Source organism: Mobilicoccus caccae (assembly GCF_030161635.1).
Lineage (GTDB): Bacteria > Actinomycetota > Actinomycetes > Actinomycetales > Dermatophilaceae > Mobilicoccus > Mobilicoccus caccae.
This window is the reverse complement of record NZ_BSUO01000001.1, coordinates 2,767,413-2,789,018: the sequence shown is the minus strand read 5'-3', so window position 1 is coordinate 2,789,018 and position 21,606 is coordinate 2,767,413. Positions and strand designations below refer to the sequence as shown.

The 21,606-nt window shown below is 70.3% G+C and carries 22 protein-coding genes; 16 read left to right on the top strand and 6 right to left on the bottom strand.

All coding sequences use genetic code 11. The features are described 5' to 3' along the window. Window positions 1–43: 43 nt before the first annotated feature. The 4 genes from QQK49_RS13705 to QQK49_RS13690 all read left to right on the top strand — a co-directional run bounded on the left by QQK49_RS13705 (window position 44) and on the right by QQK49_RS13690 (window position 2,892). Window positions 44–955, top strand: coding sequence for an iron-containing redox enzyme family protein (locus QQK49_RS13705; RefSeq protein ID WP_284304405.1), 912 nt, complete (start codon window positions 44–46; stop codon window positions 953–955). A 26-nt stretch (window positions 956–981) separates the two neighbouring features. Continuing rightward, window positions 982–1,146: a CDGSH iron-sulfur domain-containing protein gene (locus QQK49_RS13700; RefSeq protein ID WP_284305906.1), complete on the top strand. Its 165-nt coding sequence runs from the start codon at window positions 982–984 to the stop codon at window positions 1,144–1,146. Continuing rightward, complete coding sequence (locus QQK49_RS13695; protein WP_284304404.1) at window positions 1,139–1,810, top strand: methyltransferase; 672 nt, start codon at window positions 1,139–1,141, stop codon at window positions 1,808–1,810. The genes QQK49_RS13700 and QQK49_RS13695 overlap by 8 nt, the downstream gene beginning before the upstream one ends. A 92-nt stretch (window positions 1,811–1,902) precedes the next feature. Next, window positions 1,903–2,892, top strand: a complete 990-nt coding sequence (locus tag QQK49_RS13690; protein WP_284304403.1) for an aldo/keto reductase — start codon at window positions 1,903–1,905, stop codon at window positions 2,890–2,892. A 33-nt stretch (window positions 2,893–2,925) separates the two neighbouring features. On the opposite strand, the gene QQK49_RS13685 is transcribed toward QQK49_RS13690, so the two are convergent. Together QQK49_RS13685 and QQK49_RS13675 are read right to left on the bottom strand one after the other, a co-directional pair. Beyond that, window positions 2,926–4,023: an MFS transporter gene (locus QQK49_RS13685; RefSeq protein WP_284304402.1), complete on the bottom strand. Its 1,098-nt coding sequence runs from the start codon at window positions 4,021–4,023 to the stop codon at window positions 2,926–2,928. 183 nt (window positions 4,024–4,206) lie between these two features. Next, complete coding sequence (locus QQK49_RS13675; RefSeq protein WP_284304401.1) at window positions 4,207–4,833, bottom strand: biliverdin-producing heme oxygenase; 627 nt, start codon at window positions 4,831–4,833, stop codon at window positions 4,207–4,209. Between the two features lie 298 nt (window positions 4,834–5,131). On the opposite strand from QQK49_RS13675, the gene ctaD reads away from it, so the two are divergent. The 5 genes from ctaD to QQK49_RS13650 all read left to right on the top strand — a co-directional run bounded on the left by ctaD (window position 5,132) and on the right by QQK49_RS13650 (window position 10,104). Beyond that, window positions 5,132–6,823: an aa3-type cytochrome oxidase subunit I gene (ctaD, locus tag QQK49_RS13670; RefSeq protein ID WP_284304400.1), complete on the top strand. Its 1,692-nt coding sequence runs from the start codon at window positions 5,132–5,134 to the stop codon at window positions 6,821–6,823. A gap of 20 nt (window positions 6,824–6,843) precedes the next feature. Continuing rightward, window positions 6,844–7,482 (top strand): maleylpyruvate isomerase family mycothiol-dependent enzyme, encoded by a 639-nt coding sequence (locus QQK49_RS13665; protein ID WP_284304399.1) that lies wholly within the window; start codon window positions 6,844–6,846, stop codon window positions 7,480–7,482. A 203-nt stretch (window positions 7,483–7,685) separates the two neighbouring features. Then, window positions 7,686–7,889, top strand: coding sequence for a helix-turn-helix transcriptional regulator (locus QQK49_RS13660; protein ID WP_284304398.1), 204 nt, complete (start codon window positions 7,686–7,688; stop codon window positions 7,887–7,889). Beyond that, complete coding sequence (locus QQK49_RS13655) at window positions 7,886–9,079, top strand: type II toxin-antitoxin system HipA family toxin (protein WP_284304397.1); 1,194 nt, start codon at window positions 7,886–7,888, stop codon at window positions 9,077–9,079. The genes QQK49_RS13660 and QQK49_RS13655 overlap by 4 nt, the downstream gene beginning before the upstream one ends. Window positions 9,080–9,288: 209 nt before the next feature. After that, entirely contained in the window at window positions 9,289–10,104 is an 816-nt protein-coding gene (locus tag QQK49_RS13650; protein WP_284304396.1) for a PIG-L family deacetylase, read from the top strand. A 69-nt stretch (window positions 10,105–10,173) separates the two neighbouring features. Here the strand turns inward: QQK49_RS13650 and exaC are convergent, their stop codons facing one another. Continuing rightward, window positions 10,174–11,706 (bottom strand): acetaldehyde dehydrogenase ExaC, encoded by a 1,533-nt coding sequence (exaC, locus tag QQK49_RS13645; protein ID WP_284304395.1) that lies wholly within the window; start codon window positions 11,704–11,706, stop codon window positions 10,174–10,176. 172 nt (window positions 11,707–11,878) lie between these two features. Between exaC and QQK49_RS13640 the strand changes: the two genes are divergently transcribed. The 3 genes from QQK49_RS13640 (at window position 11,879) to QQK49_RS13630 (ending at window position 14,721) form a co-directional block, all read left to right on the top strand. After that, a complete protein-coding gene (locus QQK49_RS13640; protein ID WP_284304394.1) occupies window positions 11,879–12,796 on the top strand; it encodes an NAD(P)H-binding protein in 918 nt (305 codons plus the stop codon). Continuing rightward, entirely contained in the window at window positions 12,793–14,028 is a 1,236-nt protein-coding gene (locus QQK49_RS13635; protein WP_284304393.1) for a glycosyltransferase, read from the top strand. Before QQK49_RS13640 ends, QQK49_RS13635 begins: the two co-directional genes overlap by 4 nt. A 129-nt stretch (window positions 14,029–14,157) precedes the next feature. After that, window positions 14,158–14,721 (top strand): dihydrofolate reductase family protein, encoded by a 564-nt coding sequence (locus QQK49_RS13630; protein WP_284304392.1) that lies wholly within the window; start codon window positions 14,158–14,160, stop codon window positions 14,719–14,721. 15 nt (window positions 14,722–14,736) lie between these two features. Here the strand turns inward: QQK49_RS13630 and QQK49_RS13625 are convergent, their stop codons facing one another. Next, window positions 14,737–15,081: a winged helix-turn-helix transcriptional regulator gene (locus QQK49_RS13625; RefSeq protein WP_284304391.1), complete on the bottom strand. Its 345-nt coding sequence runs from the start codon at window positions 15,079–15,081 to the stop codon at window positions 14,737–14,739. 110 nt (window positions 15,082–15,191) lie between these two features. On the opposite strand from QQK49_RS13625, the gene QQK49_RS13620 reads away from it, so the two are divergent. The 3 genes from QQK49_RS13620 (at window position 15,192) to QQK49_RS13610 (ending at window position 17,926) form a co-directional block, all read left to right on the top strand. Beyond that, window positions 15,192–16,373 carry an LLM class flavin-dependent oxidoreductase gene (locus tag QQK49_RS13620; protein ID WP_284304390.1) on the top strand — a complete coding sequence of 394 codons (1,182 nt, stop codon included), beginning with the start codon at window positions 15,192–15,194 and terminating at the stop codon, window positions 16,371–16,373. A 103-nt stretch (window positions 16,374–16,476) separates the two neighbouring features. Then, entirely contained in the window at window positions 16,477–17,151 is a 675-nt protein-coding gene (locus tag QQK49_RS13615) for a CE1759 family FMN reductase (RefSeq protein WP_284304389.1), read from the top strand. A 34-nt stretch (window positions 17,152–17,185) separates the two neighbouring features. Beyond that, a complete protein-coding gene (locus QQK49_RS13610; protein WP_284304388.1) occupies window positions 17,186–17,926 on the top strand; it encodes a maleylpyruvate isomerase family mycothiol-dependent enzyme in 741 nt (246 codons plus the stop codon). 136 nt (window positions 17,927–18,062) lie between these two features. Here the strand turns inward: QQK49_RS13610 and QQK49_RS13605 are convergent, their stop codons facing one another. Then, window positions 18,063–18,761 carry a peptidylprolyl isomerase gene (locus QQK49_RS13605; RefSeq protein ID WP_284304387.1) on the bottom strand — a complete coding sequence of 233 codons (699 nt, stop codon included), beginning with the start codon at window positions 18,759–18,761 and terminating at the stop codon, window positions 18,063–18,065. A 460-nt stretch (window positions 18,762–19,221) separates the two neighbouring features. On the opposite strand from QQK49_RS13605, the gene QQK49_RS13600 reads away from it, so the two are divergent. Then, entirely contained in the window at window positions 19,222–20,220 is a 999-nt protein-coding gene (locus QQK49_RS13600) for an FAD-dependent oxidoreductase (protein WP_284304386.1), read from the top strand. On the opposite strand, the gene QQK49_RS13595 is transcribed toward QQK49_RS13600, so the two are convergent. Beyond that, window positions 20,221–21,423, bottom strand: coding sequence for a PucR family transcriptional regulator (locus tag QQK49_RS13595; protein ID WP_284304385.1), 1,203 nt, complete (start codon window positions 21,421–21,423; stop codon window positions 20,221–20,223). Between the last annotated feature and the right edge of the window lie 183 nt (window positions 21,424–21,606).

Here is a 21,606-nt window from a genome sequence, read left to right as displayed (position 1 = left end):
CAAAGTTGCCGGCTGCCTCCGAACGGGAGAGGACCTGGCGGAGATGCCCACGGTCCCGGCGACCGTGCTCGTCGACGAGGACGCGCAGCTGGCCCTCTGGATGCTGTTCGAGCTGCACTACCGCGGGTTCGACGACGCGCAGGGGGACCGGGAGTGGGATCCCGAGCTCATCCGGTTGCGTGGTGAGCTGGAGGCGCGCATGGAGGAGGAGCTGCGGGAGGCGACCCGCGACATGCTCGCCGACCTGCCTGGGGACGACGTCGTCGAAGACCTGTGTGCTCTCATCGACGCCGACGACAGCCCGTCGCTCGCGGCCTACCTGCACCGCCACGCCACCCAGGACCAGGTTCTCGAGTTCCTCCGCGAGCGCAGCATCTATGCACTCAAGGAGGCAGACGCGCACTCGTTCGTGCTCGGCCGGCTCGACGGCCCGGTGAAGGCCGCACTGGCCGAGGTGCAGTACGACGAGTACGGCAGCGGCCGCCCGGAGCGGCTGCACTCCACGATGTATGCCGACGCGCTGGAGGCGTGTGGTCTGGACTCCACCTACGGGGCGTACCTGGGCCAGGTGAGCGCCGAGACCCTGGCCGTGAACAACCTGCACTCCCTGTTCGCCCTGCGCCGCCGGCTGCGGGGCGCGGCCATGGGCCACTTCGCCACGTTCGAGGCGACCAGTTCGCTGCCGTGCCGCAAGATCGCCGGCGGCATCCAGCGGGTCGGGCTGCCCGAGCAGACCGCCGCCTACTTCGACGAGCACATCGAGGCCGACGCCGTGCACGAGCAGGTGGCGCTGCGTGACGTCTGTGGCGGTCTGGTCCGACAACACCCCGAGCTGCGTGACGACGTCATGTTCGGGTCGGCGGCCTGCCTGTACCTCGACGGGGTCGCGGCCACCCGCGTGCTCGAGCGGTGGGGTGCGCTGACCGCCCCCGCGCAGGAGAGGCAGGCATCGTGACGAGCCCACGGGAGGTGAGCGTGCGCATGTGTCCCGGTGGTCCCCTCCTCGTTCGGGGAGCGGAGACGATCCTCGATGCCGAGGGGGTCTCCCACCCTGTGACGCGTCCCGTCGTGGCCGTGTGCGCGTGTGACAAGTCCAGCCGCAAGCCGTGGTGCGACGGCACCCACAAGGTCGTGCGCCGTGGGTGAGGCCGACGTGCGTCCCCGGGTGGAGACGATGCGCTTCGGCTCCCTGCGGATCACGTTCGACGAGCGGGTGCTTCGGCCGCGCCCGTGGACCGAGGCACAGTCGGAGTGGGCAGCGGAGCTGCTGCGGCACGCACCCGCGGGTGACGTCCTGGAGTTGTGCACCGGTGCCGGTCACATCGGCCTGCTCGCGATCGTCGATTCGGACCGGCGGCTCATCGCCGTGGATGCAAACCCCGTCGCTGTGGAGCACGCCCGGGCCAACGCCGCAGACGCCGGTCTCGCCGATCGGGTCGAGGTCCGCCTGGGGCGCCTGGAGGAGGTCGTCGCCTCACGCGAGCGGTTCGCCGTCGTCGTCGCCGATCCGCCGTGGGTGACCTCCGCCGGGGTGGCCGATCTTCCGGAGGACCCGGAGTCCGCCATCGACGGCGGCCACGACGGCCTGGACGTGGCGCGGCTGTGCGTGGAGGTCGTCGAGGCCCACCTCGCCGTCGGTGGTGCGGCGCTCCTGCAGCTCGGAACCGTCGAACAGGCGGAGACGATCGGAGGTTGGGCCCAGGATCGCGGAGTTCTGCGCCCGAGCGAGATGCGCACCTTCGATCGGGGCGTCCTCGTGCGGCTGGACCGCGCCGCCACCAGGGGCGAGGAGCAGGCCGGGACCCCGTGAGCGTCGAGTGAGGGGGCTCACCCTCGCGGAGGGCGACCCGGCACCGGTAGCGTCGCGACTGACGTCGATCCGCACGACCGAAGGAGAGCGACATGCAGACTCGCACACTCGGACAGGGCCTCGAAGTATCGGCCGTCGGCCTCGGCTGCATGGGGATGAGCCAGAGTTTCGGTGAGCTCCCGGACCGGGAGGAGATGGTCACCTTCCTGCGCGGCGCGGTGGATCGAGGAGTCACGTTCTTCGACACCGCCGAGGTGTACGGCCCCTACGACAACGAAGAACTCGTCGGCCGGGGCCTGGCGCCGGTGCGTGACCAGGTCGTGGTCGCCACGAAGTTCGGTTTCGACATCAACCCCGACGGGGGCTTTCGGCACGGGGTCGACAGCCGACCCGAGTCGATCCGTCGCGCGGTCGAGGGGTCCCTCACGCGTCTCGGCACCGGCCACATCGACCTGCTCTACCAGCACCGGGTCGACCCCGACGTGCCGATCGAGGACGTGGCCGGGGCCGTCAAGGAGCTCATCGAGGAGGGAAAGGTCCGCCACTTCGGCATGTCCGAGGCCGCCGGCGCCACGCTCCGGCGTGCGCACGCCGTCCAGCCCGTGACCGCCCTGCAGAGTGAGTACTCGCTCTTCCATCGCCGTCCCGAGCAGGACGTCCTGGGGGTGTGCGAAGAGCTCGGGATCGGGTTCGTGCCGTTCAGTCCGCTCGGGCGTGGCCTGCTCACCGGCACGGTCGACACGTCGACCACCTTCGGGGAGGGAGACATCCGGGCCGGGCTGCCCCGGTTCCAGAAGGAGGCGCTGGCCGCGAACATGGCGGTCGTCGACCTCGTGCGGCGCTTCGCGGAGAGCAAGGGCGTGACACCCGGACAGATCGCCCTCGCCTGGCTGCTCGCGCAGAAGCCCTGGATCGTGCCGATCCCCGGCACCCGCAAGGTGCACCGCCTGGAGGAGAACATCGGCGCCACCGAGGTGGAGCTCACGCCGCAGGAGCTGGCCGAGCTGACCGAGGCCGCCGACCGCATCGAGGTCCACGGCGAGCGCTACCCCGAGGCCATGGAGCAGATGACGAATCTCTGACGCTGCGCCGGCCCGCGCCTCGTGGTCGTGCGGTCAGGAGGGGACCTCGACGACGGGGCGCGGCACGGCCGGGGTGAGGCGCCGGGGGATGAGGAAGGACAGGACGGCCGCCAGCAGGCACAGTCCGCCGGCGATGAGCCAGGCGAGGTCGTACTCGCCGTTGATGTCGCGGATGACGCCCGCACCGGTGGCGGCGATCGCCGCGCCGATCTGGTGGGAGGCGAACACCCACCCGAACACCATCGCGCCGCGGCCGCCGAAGTGGCGTTGGCACAGGGCCACGGTCGGCGGTACCGTCGCGATCCAGTCCAGGCCGTAGAAGATGATGAACACCCACATGCTCGGCTCGACGTTCGGCGCGAGGAGCTGCGGCAACACCATCAGCGACAGGCCCCGCAGCGCGTAGTACGTCACCAGGAGGTAGCGGGGGTCGATGCGGTCGGTCAGCCAGCCGCTCGCGATCGTGCCCACGACGTCGAAGAGACCGACCAGCGCGAGCAGGCTCGCCGCGGTCGTCAGCGGCATCCCGTGGTCGTGGGCGGCCGGGACGAAGTGGGTGCCGACCAGGCCGTTCGTCGACGCGCCGCAGATGGCGAATCCGCCCGCGAGCAACCAGAACGTGCGCGTCCCCGCCGCCTCCCGCAGAGTCCCGAGCGCGACGGCGACGGCGTTGCCCGTGCGGACCGGCTCGGGTGGCGTCGGGTTCTCGGGGCTCGCTCCGTAGGCCTCGAGTCCGAGCCGGTGCGGGTGGTCGCGCACGGCCGCCAGGACCAGCGGGATCATCACGAGCGCACCCGCGGCGACCACGAGGGCGGGGACGCGCCAGCCGGCGACGGTCGCGAGATACCCGACCATCGGCAGGAAGATCAGCTGACCGGTGGCTCCCGCGGCGGTGAGGATGCCGGTGACCAGTCCCTTCTTGGTCACGAACCACCGACCGACGAGGACGGCCACGAACGACATCGAGATCGACCCGGCACCGACGCCGACCAGGACTCCCCACAACAACCACAGCTGCCACCCGGAGAACCCCGTCGAGCCCGGGCCCTCATGGAGTGGCAGGAGTGCCGTCGCCCACGCAGAGTTCGACGTCGGCGACCCGGGCCTGGTTGCAGGAGGATCCGGCCGCACCAGGTCGCGGACATGGCGCGGCGCGCCCGCATGAGCGAGTGCACCTTCGCCCGACGCTTCCGCGAGGAGACCGGCGTGACACCGCTGCAGTGGTTGCAGTCGGTGCGGCTCCGGCGGGGCCCTGGAGCTGCTCGAATCGACGTCGTGACCGGGCGCGCCCCGCCGCCCGCGAGTGAGCCGGCCTCAGCGGGCCAGGTCGTCGAACATCGCGGTGTTGAGCACGAACGCCTCGACCGCCTCCTCGAGGAACTGCTGCCGCTCGGCCTCGTCGAGGGGGAGGTCGTCGAGGCGGGCCCGGTAGGCGTCCTTGTAGGGCTTGATCTTGTCGATCTCGTCGAAGGAGTAGAACGACATCCCCTCGGTGAGGTCGTAGTGCCGGCGCAGCATCGTGGGAATCACCTGCCCGCCGGACAGGTCGCCGAGATAGCGGGTGTAGTGATGCGCGGCGAGTTCGTGCGGTGCACAGGTGCGGAGGCGGTGGGTGTAGGCCGACGTCGCGGGCCGGGGTGCGAGCCGGTCGCGCCAGTCCTCGCCGAGCAGCGTGGACAGGTCGGCCTCCAGTGCGGGGAGCCGCTCGAGTCGGCGGTCGATCAGCGGGCTGATGCGCGGGTCGTCGGCGTGGGTGCGGCAGGCCGACTCGAGGGCGTCATAGACGAACCAGAGCTGTCCCGTAAGCCGCACGAACTCCTCGCGCCCGGATCGACCGGACAGCAGATCGTCCATGAACGGCGAATGTTCGGCCTCGTCGTGGGCGTTCGCCGTCGTCACCTTCACCTCGGCGCTCAACGGTGTGGTCGTCAGGTTCGTCATGGTTCAACGCTAGGTGCTCGGCCTCCGCGGATGGATCCATCGAAGGGTTGATCCGGCGGTGGCTCATCGGTGTGCGGACCAGCGCTTTTACCAGGCACCATTCCTCTCGTCAAGATATATCTGGCTATGATGTCGATCTCCTGTTACGGTCGGCGCACCGGGGTTGCCGCGTTTTCCATGCTCATGGAAGTCGCCGGTGCCGCCAGTTCGTCGACGACAGGCCGGTCGTGTCCGCGATTCCGGTAGGCGTCCTCAGGCTGCAGCCTCCCGGCGTCCATGGAGTGGGCGGAGGCCTGCCATGACCACCAGACATGTCACGACGACGAGCTCTCAGCCTCGAACGACCTCCCCGGATCTGTTGCCGGCCGACGTCACGGTCCGCCCCCGCCCACCCGGGTCGCGGATTCTGGGCTGGATCACCACGACCGACCACAAGGTGATCGGCAATCTGTATCTGATGACGTCCTTCGGCTTCTTCATGGTGGGTGGACTGCTCGCCATGATCATGAGGCTCGAGTTGATGGCGCCGGGGTTGCAGGTGCTGACCAACCTGGAACAGTTCAACGCCTTGTTCACCATGCACGGGTCGATCATGCTGCTGTTGTTCGCGACCCCGCTCTTCGCGGGCTTCGCCAACGCTCTGGTCCCGTTGCAGATCGGGGCCGCGGACATGGCCTTTCCCCGATTGAACATGTTCGCGTATTGGATGTACCTGTTCGGCGGCCTCGTCACCATCTCCGGATTCCTCGTGCCGGGAGGTGCGGCGTCGTTCGGGTGGTTCGCCTACATCCCGTTGTCCAACAACACCTTCACTCCCGGTCTGGGGGCCGACCTGTGGCTGCTGGGCCTCGCCGGTGCCGGATTCGGCACGATCCTGGGTGCGGTGAACTTCGTGACCACCATCATCTGCCTGCGCGCTCCCGGGATGACGATGTTCCGGATGCCGCTGTTCACCTGGACCGTGCTCGTCACCTCGCTCATGGTGCTCATGGCGTTCCCGGTGCTCACCAGCGCCTTCCTCGCTCTGGTGGGTGACCGCCTCTTCGGCATGCACGTGTTCGACGCCACCTCGGGCGGGGCGATGCTCTACCAGCATCTCTTCTGGTTCTTCGGCCACCCGGAGGTCTACATCATCGCGCTGCCGTTCTTCGGCATCATCAGCGAGGTGCTGCCGGTGTTCTCGCGCAAACCCCTGTTCGGCTACAAGGGCGTCATCTTCGCGACGATCGCCATCGCTGCCCTGTCGATGACCGTGTGGGCACACCACATGTACGCCACGGGGCAGGTCCTCCTCCCCTTCTTCGCCGTGATGTCGATGCTCATCGCCGTGCCGACGGGTGTGAAGTTCTTCAACTGGATCGGCACGATGTGGGGTGGGTCGCTCACCTTCGAGACCCCGATGATCTGGGCGATCGGATTCCTCGTCACCTTCCTCTTCGGTGGCCTCACAGGCATCATCCTCGCCAGTCCCGTCCTGGACTTCCACGTGACCGACACCTATTTCGTCGTCGCGCACTTCCACTACACCGTGTTCGGCACCGTGGTCTTCGCGATGTTCGCCGGGTTCTACTTCTGGTGGCCCAAGCTGACCGGTCGGCGTCTGCACGAGACGTGGGGAAAGGTCCACTTCTGGATGTTGTTCATCGGCTTCCAGGGAACCTTCCTCATCCAGCACCTGCTGGGGATGTCCGGAATGCCCCGCCGTTACGGCGACTATCTCGTCGAGGACGGGTTCATGTTCATGAACCAGGTGTCCTCGATCTTCTCCTTCTTGCTCGGTGTCTCGACCCTGGTCTTCCTCTACAACGTGTGGTGGACCTCGCGATACGCGCCGATGGAGAAGCACGACGACCCCTGGGGTGCCGGCGCCTCCTTGGAGTGGGCGACCTCGTGCCCACCGCCCCGGCACAACTTCGACCGCATCCCGCCCATCCGCTCCGAGCGGCCGGCCTTCGACCTGCATCACCCGGAGACTGTCGAACCGCGCTGAGGTGTGCCAGCCTGTGCCGGGTGAGAGACGACCAGCTCTTCGCCTGGACCACCGCCAACCGCCTCCTCTTCGCCGATACCCTCGACGACCTCGGTGAGGCCCACGCCGACGACCCCACCCTGTGCGCGGGGTGGGACGTCCGCACCCTGGCCGGCCACGCCCTTCAGCCGATCCGCGTCCCCTCCTGGCGCTTCCTGCTCACGGCGGCGCGGCACCGCTCGATGGCCACCGCCTGCGACGTCATCGCCGCGCGCCTCGCGGACCGTCCGCTGGCGGAGATCGCCGAGGAGCTGCGCCGAACCGCCGGAGACCGGACGAAGCCGTGGTACATCGGCGCCGCCGGTCCGTTCACCGATTCGTGCATCCACCTGCGTGATCTCGCCGACCCGCGGGGTCTGGACGTCACGGTTCCGCGTGTGCACTGGGTCGCGGCGCTCGACATCATCGTGTCGCCGCGGGGTCGGGAATCGTTCCTCCCGGCCAAGGGGCACCTCGACGGGCTGACCTGGCGCGCCGACGACGCGGACTGGCGCCATGGGGACGGGCCCGTCGTCAGCGGCACCGCCGAGGCCCTGGCCATGGTGATGTCCGGACGTCCCGCCTACCTCGATCGGGTCACCGGTGAGGGTGTTCCCCTGCTGCAGAGCCGCTTTCGCTGACCACGGCGTCGCAGGTGGGTGGGACTGCTCCGCTGCGACCAGGTGCGAGCGGGGCGATCGTGCCGATAGTCGTCTCGGTTGCCGGTGCAGTGCCTCGTGAAACGCCTGAACCGGCACGATCCTGCCGGTGAGAGTTGTCCCCCGCGACAGATGCGGGCACACTGGTGTCCATCGGCGTGATCGTGCCGGTGAGAGGAGCGGTCGTGACACTGGGCGACGACGTCCGCGCCAGGCGGCGCGATCTCGGGCTGCTGCAGGTCGACCTGGCCGACATGGGCGGGGTCTCCGAGCGGTTCGTGCGCGAGCTCGAGCATGACAAGCCCACGCTGCGCCTCGACAAGGTGAATGCGGTGCTCGAGGTCCTCGGTCTCGAGCTCCGGGCCCACGTGCGTGAAGTCGGACGATGATCGAGGATCCGCGTCGTGTCGACCATGCCGACGTCCACCTCGCCGGGCGGGTGGCCGCCACGCTCACCCGCGGTGACGGAGTCATCGAGTTCCGCTACCTCCCGGCCTATCTCGCCGACGGCGGCCGCCCGGTGGCGACGAGCCTGCCCCTGACCGACGAGCCGGTGGTGACCGTCGGCGGAGCCCTGCCACCGTTCTTCTCCGGACTCCTCCCCGAAGGGCGCCGGCTGTCGGCGCTGCGGGCCGCGGTGAAGACCTCGGCCGACGACGAACTGTCGCTGCTGCTCGCGGTGGGCGACGACCCGGTCGGCGATGTGCGCATCCTGGCCGCAGGGACGGACCCGGCGGAGATCGGCCCGACGGTCGTCGCCGACGGTGACTGGACCGACCTGGACTTCGCCGAGCTCGCGGGATCGGCGGGCATCGACCCGAGTGCCCTCGCCGGTGTCCAGGAGAAGGTCTCCGGTCGCATGCTCACCCTCCCACTGGTTCACGGTGGCCGCTTCCATCTGCTCAAGCTCGACCCGCCGGAGTATCCCCACGTCGTCGACAACGAGGCGTTCTTCCTCCGCGTCGCCCGACGGCTGCGGCAGCCCGTGGTCGAGACCGAGGTGGTCCACGACCGGCAGGGACGGGCCGGGTTGCTCGTCACCCGGTTCGACCGGGTCGCCGACGGCGAGGGGATCCGTCGCCTGGCGGTCGAGGACGGCGCTCAACTCCTTCGCCGCTACCCGGCGGACAAGTACGCCGTCACCACCGAACACCTCGTCCGGCGGATCGGGGAGGTCACCCCGGCCCGTGCCCCGGCGGTGCGCGCCGTGCTGCAGCAGGTCGCGCTCGCCTGGCTGACGGGCAACGGAGACCTGCACGCCAAGAACGTCTCCCTCGTCCGTGACACCGAATGGCGGGTGGCGCCCGTCTATGACATCCCCTCCACCCTGCCCTACGGCGACCACCGCCTAGCCCTGACGATCGCCGGGCGCGACGACTCCCTCTCCCGCAAGCGCTTTCTCACGCTCGCCGACGAGGTCGGCCTCACCCGTCGCGCCGCTGAGCGTGCCCTCGAGGAGGTGCTCACCGTGACCGCCGATCTCGACAGCGAACTGCAGGAGGCGTTCCCGATGCCGCCTCACGTGATGCGCGACGTCCGACGGGTCCTGCGTCGCCGGCGTGAGGGGCTGGAAGGGTGAGATCCGAGTGTCCTGCGCTCGCCGTCGGAGCGAACGAAGAACAACACCGACAACATCGACGGCGACCTGACACGCCACACAGGTCTCTGACCTGGGGTGATGAAATCGGGCCCGCGCTCGATGTTGTCGGTGTTGTTCTTCGATCGCCGTGACCCCAGGTGGATCGCTCTTGTGGGAGCAGTCGCGGCACGGCTCGCTCGGCTGCGAGGATGACGCGCGTGTCGACCATCGTGTTCTTCCACGCCCATCCCGACGACGAGGCCTCCCAGACCTCAGGGACGATGACGCTCGCCTCGCGCCGCGGCCACCGTGTCGTGGTCGTGTACGGCACGAACGGTGAGCACGGCGAGTCGCCGGACGACCTGGCCGAGGGTGAGAGTCTCGTGGCGCGTCGCCGCGCCGAGGCTGCGGCATCCGCGCAGGTCACCGGCGCGGCCCGGGTCGCGTGGCTGGGCTACTCCGACTCCGGCATGACGGGCTGGGAGCAGAACGCCTCCGAGGGCAACTTCCACACCGCCGACCTCGACGAGGCCGCCGGGCGCCTGGCCGCGATTCTCGACGAGGAGGACGCCGACGTGCTCGTCGGCTACGACTGGCACGGCGGCTACGGACACCCGGACCACGTCAAGGTGCATCACGTCGCACACCGCGCGGCCGAGCTGGCCGCGCGTCGCCCGCGCATGCTCGAGGCGACGATGAACCGAGACCACATGCGTGGCCTGTTCGCCCTGGCCGTCGAGCTGGGGATGGGGCCCGACGATGGCGGCTTCGACGTCGACGGCCCGGCCGACGACGGCAACCCCTTCGGTACCCCCGAGAACGAATTGCACTGGGCGGTCGACATCTCCGAGGCCATCGACGCCAAGCGCGAGGCGCTGGCCTGCCACCGCAGTCAGACCACCGACATCGGCATGTTCCTCGCGATCCCGCTGGAGCACTTCCGCACGGGGTTCGGTCGGGAGTTCTTCATCGAGCCCGGACGCGCCCCCGGCATGGTCGCCGGGTGGCCCTTCGACCAGGAGTGAGGCTCCCGGTGAGCCGAGAACGCGCGAGGCCCGCCCGATCCTTCGGGCGGGCCTCGCGCGCACGCCGGCTCAGAAGAAGCCGAGCTTGTCGGGGGAGTAGCTGACCAGCAGGTTCTTGGTCTGCTGGTAGTGGTCGAGCATCATCTTGTGGTTCTCGCGGCCGATGCCGGACTGCTTGTACCCGCCGAACGCGGCGTGCGCGGGGTAGGCGTGGTAGCAGTTGGTCCACACCCGGCCCGCCTCGATCGTGCGGCCGGCGCGGTAGGCGCGCTGCTGATCGCGGGTCCACACCCCGGCGCCCAGACCGTAGGCCGTGTCGTTGGCGATCTTCAGGGCGTCGTCCTCGTCGGCGAACGTCGTCAGAGCCAGGACGGGGCCGAAGATCTCCTCCTGGAACACGCGCATGGAGTTGTCGCCGCGGAAGATCGTCGGCTGGACGTAGAACCCGCCGCGGATGTCCTCCGGGAGCGCGCCCGGGTCGACACGGTCGCCGCCGACGAGCACTTCGGCGCCCTCGTCCCGACCGATGTCGAGGTAGCCCATGATCTTGTCGAACTGCTCCTGGCTGGCCTGGGCGCCGATCATCGTGTCGGTGTCGAGCGGGTTGCCCGAGCGGATGGCCTCGACGCGCTTGACGGCGTCGCCGATGAACGTGGTGCCGATCGACTCCTGCACGAGGGCCCGCGAGGGGCAGGTGCACACCTCGCCGGAGTTGAGGGCGAACATCGTGAACCCCTCGAGCGCCTTGTCGTAGAAGGCGTCGTTGGCGGAGGCGACGTCCTCGAAGAAGATGTTCGGGCTCTTGCCACCCAGCTCGAGGGTGACGGGGATGAGGTTCTCGGCCGCGGCCTTCATGATCGTGCGGCCCGTGCTCGTCTCGCCGGTGAAGGCGACCTTGGCGATGCGGTTGCTGCCCGAGAGTGCGGCGCCCGCCTCGGGACCGAAACCGTTGACGACATTGATGATTCCCGGCGGCAGCAGGTCGGCGACGAGCTCCATGAACTTGAGGATCGACCAGGGCGTCTGCTCGGCCGGCTTGAGGACGACGGCGTTGCCGGCCGCGAGGGCCGGGGCGAGCTTCCAGACCGCCATGAGCAGCGGGAAGTTCCACGGGATGATCTGGCCGACGACGCCGAGCGGCTCGTGGAAGTGGTAGGCGACCGTGGTCTCGTCGAGTTGGCTGATGCCGCCCTCCTGCGTGCGGATGCACGAGGCGAAGTAGCGGAAGTGGTCGATCGCCAGCGGCACGTCGGCGGCCAGGGACTCGCGGATCGCCTTGCCGTTGTCCCAGGTCTCGGCCACGGCGAGGGCCTCGAGGTTCTCCTCCATCCGATCGGCGATCAGGTTGAGGACGCGTGCGCGGTCGGCGGGGGAGGTGCGACCCCAGGCCGGTGCCGCGCCCTCGGCCGCGTCGATGGCGGCCTCGATGTCCTCGGCGGTTCCGCGCGCGATGCGGGTGAAGGTCTGGCCGGTGACGGGTGAGATGTTCTCGAAGTACCCGCCCTGGACGGGGCCGACGAACTCACCGCCGATCCAGTGTCCGTACTTCTCGGCGACCTGCACCGTGCTGTCGGGGTGTCCGGGCTGTGCGTAGACGGTCATCGTCGACCTCCTGCTGGGGGATGTGCGAGAGGGCTCGAGCCTAGGTGGCGCAGCTCACACCGGGAAGGGCTGTGGGTGACCGCAGTCACAGGACGTCGCCGGAGTCGGTGGTCGGTGCGGATGTGCGAGGCGTTCGCAGGATGCGGCGTGCGGGCGTCACTAGGCTCGAACCATGAGCGACGGCAACGGCAATGACAGGCAACGGCCCGGGGAGCACGCGTTGACGGTTCTCGTCGCCGGGGCGACCGGCTATCTCGGACGGCACGTCGTGGCCGACCTCCTGGCCGAGGGTCACGAGGTGCGGGCGCTGGTGCGCGATCCCGACGCACTCGCGCAGGAGGGCACATCGGGGGCGCCGGCGATCCCCGCCGGGAGCTGCGAGGTGGTCGTCGGCGACGTCACCGACCCGGCGTCGCTGCGCGGGGTCGCAGACGGCGTAGACGTCGTCGTCTCCGCCATCGGCGTCACCGGGTCGACGGCCGATCCGTGGGCGATCGACCACCGCGGCAACCTCGCGCTGCTCGATGAGACCCTGCGCGCCGCCGGCCCGCGTTTCGCCTACGTCAACGTGCTGGACGGCGAGCGCATCGCGAGTGACGTCACCAGGGCGAAGGCCGCGTTCGCCGACGTGCTGCGCCGCAGCCGCGCCGAGTACCTCATCGTCAACCCCTCGGGGTTCTTCTCCGACTTCTCGGCCTACTTCGAGATGGCCCGCTCCGGCCTCGTCGTTCTCGTGGACGGCGGCCGCGCGCGAGCCAATCCCATCCACGGGGCCGACCTCGCCGCGGTCATCCGACGCCACCTCGAGGCCGGCACCGGCGGCGACATCGACGTGGGCGGCCCCGAGGTGATGACGCACCGGGAGGCGGCGCAGGCGGCTTTCACGGCCCTCGGCAAGCGGCCGAGGATCGTGTCCATGCCCTCGGTGGTGCTGCGGGCCGTGCGGGTACCGATGCGGGCCGCCTCGCCCGCCCGGGCCGGCCTCATGGACTTCATGGTCTCCGCGCTCACGGAGGACTCCGTCGCGCCTCCCGCCGGGAATCGCGTCCTGAGCGAGTACTACGCCGAGTGCGCACGACGAGGCCGATGACGACATCGGCGGTCCTCTTCACACCGCTGGGGTTCAACCTCGCCGAGACCACGCGGATGATCGAGGTCGCTCGCGCGCTGCCGAACGGCCTTGATCCGGTCTTCGTCGTCCACGACGAGACCTATCTCCATCTGGTGCGTGACGCCGGATTCCGGCTCGAGCCCGCCGGGCCGCCGCTGACCCCGGAGCAGCGGCGGCAGGCGCTGGCCGTCGATCAGGAGCGGGGCCTGCGCCTGCCGTTCACGGAGGAGCTGCTCGATGCCCGCGTGCGGGCCGAGCGCGATGCCGTCCGCGTCACGGGCGCCGTGGCGATGGTGCACGGCACCAACCCGACGTCCACGATCTCCGCACGGGCAGAAGGGATTCCGCTGTTCTACCCGGTGCCCCTCGCCCTCACATCGCCGCACCTCGCGAGCGGGTGGACGCTGCCGATCCTGCCCACCTCGACCGCGAGCGGTCGGCTGCTCAACCCGGCGCTGACGAGGCTCGCGGCGTGGGCGTACGCGTCGGCGCCGCTGGTCCCGGCCGCCTTCACGCGGGTGGCCGAACGCCACGGCGCCCCACCGCCGCGGACCTTCGCCGACCTCCTCGGCGCCGACGTCACGCTGCTCACGGCCATGGCCGACGAGATCGGCGGCCTCGACCTGCCGGCGTCGTTCCACCGCGTCGGGCCGATCTTCGCGCGGTTGCCCGGCGAGGTGCCCCCGCTGGTGCACCGCCTGGCGGCCGGGCCGGAGCCGCTGGTCTACCTCGCGTGCGGGTCCTCCGGCCACCGCCGGCTCGTGCTCGACGTCATCGACGCCGTACGCACGCTGCCGATCCAGGTCGTCGCCCCGGTGCGCAGCTACCTCACCGAGCGCGACCTCGCGGATCTGCCGGCGAACGTCCACGTCACCGACCTGCTGCCCGCGCACCGCTTGGGCGGGCTCGTCGACGCGGCGATCCTGCACGGCGGGCAGGGGACCGTGCAGACGGCCTGCGCCGGCGCAATCCCCTTCGTCGGCATCGGATTGCAGACCGAACAGCGGTGGAACGTGGGCGTCTGCGAACGGCGGGGACACGCGATCTCCGTGGCGCCGCGGCAGGTGCGCGGTCGCGGGTTGCGGGTGGCCCTGCACCGCGTGCTCACCGATCCGACGGTGCGGCGCGTGGCGACCGAGGTCGCTGCCGAGTACCGCGACGAGGACGGAGCCGCACGCTCCGCCGCCGTCATCGCCGATCTGGTCGGCTGAGGCCGGGCGACGCACGCTCGACCGGGAAGGCCTCTCGGGGCCGGATGTGTAGGGAGTGAGGGGAAACCGGTCGCCAGGGCGGTCCCGTGGTCCTAGCGTGGACGGAACGGCGACGACAGGGAGGCCGTGATGCGAGAACTCGTGTACTACGTGGCGGTGAGTCTGGACGGCTTCATCGCGGCACCCGACGGGGCGTTCGACGCGTTCCCGGTCGAGGGCGACCACATGAACTACATCCTCTCCGAGTACGCCGACGCGATCCCCACCGACATCGCGGCGCAGCTCGGCGTGCAGCAGCAGCGGACCCGGTTCGGGACGGTGCTCATGGGAGCCGACACCTACGCCGCCGGGCTGCCGATGATGCCCAGCCCCTACCGGCACCTGGAGCAGATCGTCTTCACGCATCGTGGCGTCGAGGCTCCCGACGTCACGGCGCTGGACGCGGATCCCGTCGAGGTCGTCCGCGACCTGAAGACCCAGGATGGTGCGGACATCTGGTTGTGCGGCGGTGGCCGGCTCGCCGGCGCGTTGCGGGGTGAGATCGACCGGCTGGTGCTCAAGCGGAACCCGGTGGCGTTCGGCGCGGGGATCCCGTTGTTCGACCGCGTCTCCTACGACCCGGTGCCCTTCGAGCGCATCGGCGCCCTCGACTTCGAGTCCGGAGTCTCGGTCGTCGAGTACGTGCGGGGCTGAAGGCGACTCCCGTCCTCAGCGGGGTCGGCCGACCTCCGGGTGGGCCGACCCGAACGTGCGGACGGCCTCGAGCACGGGCGCGACGTCGTGTCCGGCCTCGGTGAGGCGGTAGGTGACCGACGTCGGGGGGCCCGGATCGACGACGCGTTCGGCGAGGCCGCGTGTGCAGAACTCACGGAGGCGGGTGGTGAGCACGCCGGGCGTGACTCCGGGGACGGCCTGCGCGATGTCGGTGAAGCGCGCGTGCCCGTGGAGCATCGCCTCGAGGATCGCGCCCGCCCACGCGCGTCCCAGGACCCCCATGACGTCCTCGATCGACGTGCAGGTGTCCACAGAGGCGCTGTCGCCCTCGCGTGTCATGGCGGTCCGTTCTATGATGTAGTAGATGCGTCAACTAGTACTAGGAATATCCTAGCAACTTCCTTGTTGATAGTACCGACGACAGCACTCGAACCACCAAGGAGGCCACCATGCAGTTCGGCATCTTCAGCATCGGCGACGTGACCACCGACCCGGTCACCGGCGTCACCCCGAGCGAGCACGACCGCATCAAGGCCACGGTCGCGATCGCGAAGAAGGCCGAAGAGGTCGGGCTCGACGTCTTCGCCACCGGCGAGCACCACAACCCGCCGTTCATCGCGCCGGCGAACCCGCCGATCCTCATGGCCTCCCTCGCGGCGCAGACCGAGCGCATCGTCCTCTCGACCGCGACGACGCTCATCACGACCAACGACCCCGTCCGTCTCGCCGAGGACTACGCGTACGTGCAGCACCTCGCCGACGGCCGCGTCGACCTCATGATGGGCCGCGGCAACACCGGGCCGGTCTACCCCTGGTTCGGCAAGGACATCCGCGAGGGCATCGAGCTCGCCGTCGAGAACTACTCGCTCCTGCACAAGCTCTGGCGCGAGTCGAACGTCACCTGGTCGGGTCGGCACCGCACTCCGCTGCAGTCGTTCACCGCGACCCCGCGTCCGCTCGACGGCGTGCCGCCGTTCGTGTGGCACGGCTCGATCCGCAGCCCGGAGATCGCCGAGCAGGCCGCCTACTACGGCGACGGCTTCTTCCACAACCACATCTTCTGGCCCAAGGAGCACACCCAGCAGATGGTGCGTCTCTACCGTCAGCGTTTCGAGCACTACGGGCACGGCACCGCCGACCAGGCGATCGTCGGTCTCGGCGGTCAGGTGTTCATGGCCAAGAACAGCCAGGACGCCGTCCGGCAGTTCCGGCCGTACTTCGACAACGCCCCCGTCTACGGTGGCGGCCCGAGCCTGGAGACGTTCATGCGTGAGACGCCGCTGACCGTCGGCAGCCCGCAGGAGGTCATCGAGCGCACTCTGTCGTTCCGCGACTACGTGGGCGACTACCAGCGCCAGCTGTTCCTCATGGACCACGCCGGTCTGCCGCTGAAGACGGTGCTCGAGCAGCTCGACCTTCTCGGCGAGGAGGTCGTGCCGGTCCTGCGCAAGGAGTTCGCCGCGATGCGCCCGGCCCACGTGCCGGACGCTCCGACGCACGCCTCGCTGCTCGCGGCCCGTCGGGCCGAGGGCGGGCCGGTCGACGCGCCGACCAGCACGGAACCGAGTGTCGACCGCTGGACCGGCACCCGCGCCGAGGAGTCCAACGCCGGCGCCGCCTCACGACTCTGACCCCCGTGCGCGCCCTCGCGCGCACCCCACCTCGCCCCCCATCGGACGTGATCCCCTCCTCCGCCCGGTGGGGTGGCCTCTGCCCCTGAAGAAGGAGAGTCCTGTGACTCACGCACTCACCGTCGTCAGCGCCGGGCTGCGTTCCCCGAGTTCGACGCGCATGCTCGCCGATCGTCTGGCGCAGGCCGCGCGCGTCGCCCTGAGCCGGACCGGCGACGACGTCGAGGTCCGCGTCGTCGAGGTGCGCGACCACGCGCACGCCGTGGTCGACGCCCTGCTCACCGGGTTTCCGACCGGTGCCCTGAGGGACGCCCTGCACGACGTGACCTCGGCCGACGCCCTCGTCGTCGTCACCCCGACCTTCCAGGCGAGCTACAGCGGGCTGTTCAAGTCGTTCATGGATCTCGTCGAGGAGGGCACCCTGCGGGGCATGCCCGTGATCCTCGGGGCGACCGGCGGCACCGAACGGCACTCGCTCGTCATCGAGCACGCCCTGCGTCCGTTGTTCAGCCACCTACGGGCGGCGCCGGTGGCGACCGGTGTCTACGCGGCGACCTCCGACTTCGGCGAGGGCAGCGATGCGCTCGAGGTGCGCGTCTCCCGAGCCGCGGAGGACCTGGCCGACCTCGTGCTCGGTCGTGCCGCGCGGGTCGATGCCGGTGCGCGCGCACGGGCCGGTGCCGGTGCGGTGTCGGAGCGTGCGGGCACGGCAGGGGGCGACGTCGCCGACGTCACCCCGTTCGAGCAGCTCCTGGCGCGGAGCGGGGCTTCGGCCTGACCCGCGCGGGCGGCCGGTGTGCGAGAGTCCTGCCATGACCGCTCGTCATGACGACACGCCGCACTGGCTCGACCTCGCCCATGCCGGGACCGAGCACTTCGATCGCGTCCTCGCCGCGCTGAGCGATGAGGACATGGACGGCCCATCGGCTGTGCCGGGATGGACCCGCCGGCACGTCATCGCCCACGTCGGGCACAACGCGTTCGCCCTGGCCCGCCTGGTCGACTGGGGCCGGACGGGCGTGGAGAACCGCATGTACGCCTCGACGGATCACCGCGACGCCGAGATCCAGGAGGGTGCCCAGCTCCCGCCCGCGGAGATCCGGGCGCTGGCCGCAGACGGTGAGCAGACGCTCGCGGCGGGCTGGGCCTCGTTGCCCGAAGAGCGGTGGGGCGAGCGCATCGTCACGGCCCAGGGCGTCGACCGGCCGGTGTCGGACACACCGTGGATGCGCGTGCGCGAGGTGTGGATCCACGCCGTCGACCTCGGGACCGGCGCGTCGTTCTCCGACATCCCCGCAGACATCCAGGAGCGGCTCGTCGCCGAGATCTGGGGGCTGTGGGACAAGCGCGAGCAGAACTCCGGGCTGGCGCTGGAGATCACCGACGGCGGATCGTCGTTCGGCGAGCGGGGCGACGACGTGGTCGTCGTCACCGGACCGCTGGTCGGTGTCACGCGCTGGGCCGCGGGTCGCGGTGAGGAGCCGGGCGCGGCGCTCGAGGCGCACCGCGGTGGTGAGCCGGTGGCCGTTCCGGAGCCGCCCCGCTGGCTCTGAGCAGCCGCACGACACCCCCACACGCCTCGGACCGCCCCCACATGGAGGCGGTCCGAGGCGGTTCGAGCTGGGCGGCGGGGATGGTCCGCGACCTCTGCTCGGCGAGGCGGCCTCTGCTCGGCGAGGCGAGCTCCGGTCAGCGACGGGTCTTGGTCGTGACGTCGTAGATGACGACCGGGCGGGTGGGGAGGCCGTCGCCGTCGGGGTCGACCGTCCCGGCCTTGGTGATCTTGTCGAGGGTGTCGAAGCCGCTGCTCATGCGCCCGAGGATCGTGTAGTTGGGGTCGATGTTGGCGTGGCTGTGCACGACGAAGAACTCGCTGCCGTTGGTGCCGGGGCCCTGGTTGCCCATGGCGAGGGTGCCGCGGGGGTAGGTGTCGCTCTTGTGCGTCTCGTCGTCGAACTTGTACCCGGGGCCGCCTTCCTCCTGGCGGTAGATGTCGCCGCACTGCAGGACGCCGAGGCGCTTGGTGTCGGTGAGGCGCCAGCACTGGCTCTCGTCGTAGAAGTTCTGCTTGGCGAGGTTGATGATGTTGGCGACTCCGCAGGGCGTCGAATCACGTTGCAGCACGAAGGACATCGGGCCGTAGTTGGTCTTGATGGTGAGCTCGGCGATGCCCGCCGCCTGGGTGCGGCTCTTGGGTGCGTCGACGGGTCGGGCGGCGGGGTTGTCGGGTGTGGGGGTGTAGGTGCAGGTGACCCACTTCTGTGGCGGACCCTGCCGATCCGCGGGTGCGGTGGTGAGCTGTCCGGCGGATGCCGAGGGTGCCATGAGCAGCGTTGCACTCGTGATGACTCCGGCTGCGAGGGTGGCGATCGTTGCGCGAGGGATCATGCACGCACCCTAGTGACCTGAGCCACACTGTGGGCCGGGATCCGGTTGTCTTGCAGGCGATGACACAACACGAGGTGGGTCAGGGGACGAGCGGAGGTGAGCAGCGGCCCGCCCGTTCGCGAGCGGAGCGAGCTTGAACGGGCGGAACGACAGGGTTGTCACGGCGTAGCCGTGTCGGTGCAGTTGACGGGGGCACACGGGGGCGGAGCCCCCGTGCGTGGGCGTAGCCCCCGTGCGAGGGGTATAGGTCGGTGCATGAGTGGATATGGACTTCTGGTCATCGGGAGCGGGCCTGGCGGGGTCTCCGCGGTGAAGAGCTATGTGGCGTCCGGGGGCCGGGTCCGGTCGCCCTCGTCTCGGCCGATATCGACGAGCCGTACATGCGGCCTCCGTTGTCGAAGGAGGTCCTCGCGGGTCGGGCCGAGGCTGAGGGGTTCCGATCGGCGAGGTGCCGCCGGGGGTGGAGGTTCGCCTCGGTTCGGCGGTCACCCACATCGATCTGGAGGCGCGAACGGCGACGGTGGCGGGGGAGGCGCTCGCTTTCGACAAGCTCGTTCTCGCGACGGGCTCGCGCAACTCGGCCTTTCCCGTGGCCGACGACGACGCCGAGGTGCATCAGCTCCGGTCGTTGGACGATGCGAGGCTTCTGGACGCCGCGGCGCGGCGCTCGCGGTCGGCGGTGGTCATCGGGTCGGGGTTCATCGGGTGCGAGGCGGCGGCCTCGCTGGCCCTGCGCGGGGTGGAGACGACGCTGGTCACGCCGGAGGATGGTCCGCAGCAGGCCCGGCTCGGGCATCATCTGAGCGATCAGATCGCCTCGTGGCTGGGCGATCTCGGGGTCGAGCTGCGCACGGGCGTGAACGTGACCGGGGTGGAGGCTCCGCGCACCGTTCATCTCGATGACGGCACGACGCTGGCGCCCGACCTGGTGCTGGCCGCCGTCGGCGTGGAGGCGGCGGCGGGTGAGCTTTTCGAGGGCACCGGTCTGCAGCTGCACGAGGGGCGCGTGGTTGCCGATGAGTACCTGGCTGCAGCCCCCGACGTCTGGGTCGTCGGCGACGCGTCCCGGGCTCTGAACGCGGGTGCGGGACGCCCGATTCCGGTCGAACACTGGGGTGATGCCCTGTCGATGGGCGAGCTCGCCGGCGCCAACGCCGCCGCCGGGGAGGGAGAGCGTCGGGCGTGGAGTGACGTCCCGGGCTTCTTCAGCACCATCGGTGAGCACACGATCAAGTACCTGGCGTGGGGCGACGGCCATGAGAAGGAGGAGGTCGTCGATCGGACCGGGGGATTCACGATCTGGTACGCCGACGCCTCGGACGTCGTCGTGGGTGTCCTCACCTACAACGCCGACGACGACTACGAGCGGGGTGAGGCGTTGATCTCCGCCGGTGCCACCCTCACCGAGGTGTTGGCCGGGGCCCGTGCCGAGGACCCGGCGCACGAGGAGGACGCTTAGTCAACGGCGTTCGGCGGTGGCCGGGGCTCCGAGCGCGATGGTGAGGGCGAGGACGATGGCGGGGTCGTCGAGGCTGTCGCCGTAGGCCTCGCGGACCTGCCCCATCCGGTAGCGGACGGTCTGAGGGTGGACGTGTAGCTCGGCCGCGACGTCGGCTCGACGGCCCTGATGCAGCAGCCACGAACGAAGGGTCGCTTCGAGACCGCTCCTGGTGGCCGGGCGGAGGTCCGCCAGTGGTGCCAGCACCTGCGCGCGGAGGTCGGCGAGCGCCGCGGGATCGGCGCCGAGCACGAGGTCGACGAGCCGGTCGTCAAGGTCGACGGTCTGTGATCGGCCGCGCGGCAGGGTCAGTCCGCGCACGGTGCGGGTGAGCGAGTCGTGCACACGCAGCCAGGGCCGCGCCGGACCGATCGTCGCCCGGCGACCCTCGAGGACGCGGCGGAGAGCGGCCCGCCCGGTGCCGCGCGCCTCGGGGACGAGGAGGATCGCCGTGTCGTCGTCGAGGCCCGGCAGGTCACCGGAGACGTGCAGGGTGCGGGGATCGAGATGGGGGAGCGCGCCCGCGACGTGGGTGGCCGGCAGTGCCACCGCCGTCAGGGTCTGCGGCGGGTCCCACGCCGCCCGCGACGCAGCGTCGGTCAGTGACTCTTCACCACTGCCCGCCACGAGCAGGCGAGCGAGTCGCTCCAGGTAGCGCTCGCGGACGCGGCCCGTCGTCTCGAGCTCGTCGGTGTGCCCGGCCACGCTGGCGGCGGTGAGCTCGTCGATGTAGGCGAACACGAGCTCGGCGAACCCGCCCATGGCCGCCGCCGGCAGGCCTCCGTCGGCCGCGACGCGCGACAGCCCACGCCAGCTCACCCGTGCACCGATGCGGTAGGCGGCCAGCAATGCGTCCATGCTGCGTCCGCTGCGGGCCTCGCCGCGTCCGAGGTCGTAGGCGGCCGACGTGCTGCGAGCCACGGGCATGGCTGCGTTGGCGTTGTGGGAGGCGAGGGTGAGGAAGTGGCCGAGCGCGAGCACGACGGCCTCGCGCAGCATCTGGCCGGCACGTCCGCGCAGGTCGGCGTAGCTGGGGATGCCGTCCTCGATGGCGGCGACGGCCTCGTCGGCGACCTGCGGCACCGCGTCGCGCAGGCGGGCGAGCAGGTCGTCGCCGAGTTGCAGGGCGGGCGTCACCAGGGGGTCGTGCGCGTCGTCGTCCATGGATTCCGACCCTTCTCCGAGTCGTCGCCCGTCGGCCCGACCGAACCCTCCGAGATCGCCACGCCCCCACCGGTCGTCCCCAGCGAGGGTGATCCTGCAGGCATGCCGTGACCCCTAGAACCGCACGGCCGACGGTGCGGCGCCGCCGGCTCTGCGACGTCTCCGACGCCCAGGTCGGCGCTC

Coding starts and splice junctions, on each gene's coding strand:
- QQK49_RS13705 (WP_284304405.1), top strand. CDS start 44: ATGCCCACGGTCCCGGCGACCGTGCTCGTCGACGAGGACGCGCAGCTG.
- QQK49_RS13700 (WP_284305906.1), top strand. CDS start 982: ATGTGTCCCGGTGGTCCCCTCCTCGTTCGGGGAGCGGAGACGATCCTC.
- QQK49_RS13690 (WP_284304403.1), top strand. CDS start 1,903: ATGCAGACTCGCACACTCGGACAGGGCCTCGAAGTATCGGCCGTCGGC.
- QQK49_RS13675 (WP_284304401.1), bottom strand. CDS start 4,833: ATGACGAACCTGACGACCACACCGTTGAGCGCCGAGGTGAAGGTGACG.
- ctaD (WP_284304400.1), top strand. CDS start 5,132: ATGACCACCAGACATGTCACGACGACGAGCTCTCAGCCTCGAACGACC.
- QQK49_RS13655 (WP_284304397.1), top strand. CDS start 7,886: ATGATCGAGGATCCGCGTCGTGTCGACCATGCCGACGTCCACCTCGCC.
- QQK49_RS13650 (WP_284304396.1), top strand. CDS start 9,289: ATGACGCGCGTGTCGACCATCGTGTTCTTCCACGCCCATCCCGACGAC.
- exaC (WP_284304395.1), bottom strand. CDS start 11,706: ATGACCGTCTACGCACAGCCCGGACACCCCGACAGCACGGTGCAGGTC.
- QQK49_RS13640 (WP_284304394.1), top strand. CDS start 11,879: ATGAGCGACGGCAACGGCAATGACAGGCAACGGCCCGGGGAGCACGCG.
- QQK49_RS13635 (WP_284304393.1), top strand. CDS start 12,793: ATGACGACATCGGCGGTCCTCTTCACACCGCTGGGGTTCAACCTCGCC.
- QQK49_RS13630 (WP_284304392.1), top strand. CDS start 14,158: ATGCGAGAACTCGTGTACTACGTGGCGGTGAGTCTGGACGGCTTCATC.
- QQK49_RS13625 (WP_284304391.1), bottom strand. CDS start 15,081: ATGACACGCGAGGGCGACAGCGCCTCTGTGGACACCTGCACGTCGATC.
- QQK49_RS13620 (WP_284304390.1), top strand. CDS start 15,192: ATGCAGTTCGGCATCTTCAGCATCGGCGACGTGACCACCGACCCGGTC.
- QQK49_RS13610 (WP_284304388.1), top strand. CDS start 17,186: ATGACCGCTCGTCATGACGACACGCCGCACTGGCTCGACCTCGCCCAT.
- QQK49_RS13605 (WP_284304387.1), bottom strand. CDS start 18,761: ATGATCCCTCGCGCAACGATCGCCACCCTCGCAGCCGGAGTCATCACG.
- QQK49_RS13595 (WP_284304385.1), bottom strand. CDS start 21,423: ATGGACGACGACGCGCACGACCCCCTGGTGACGCCCGCCCTGCAACTC.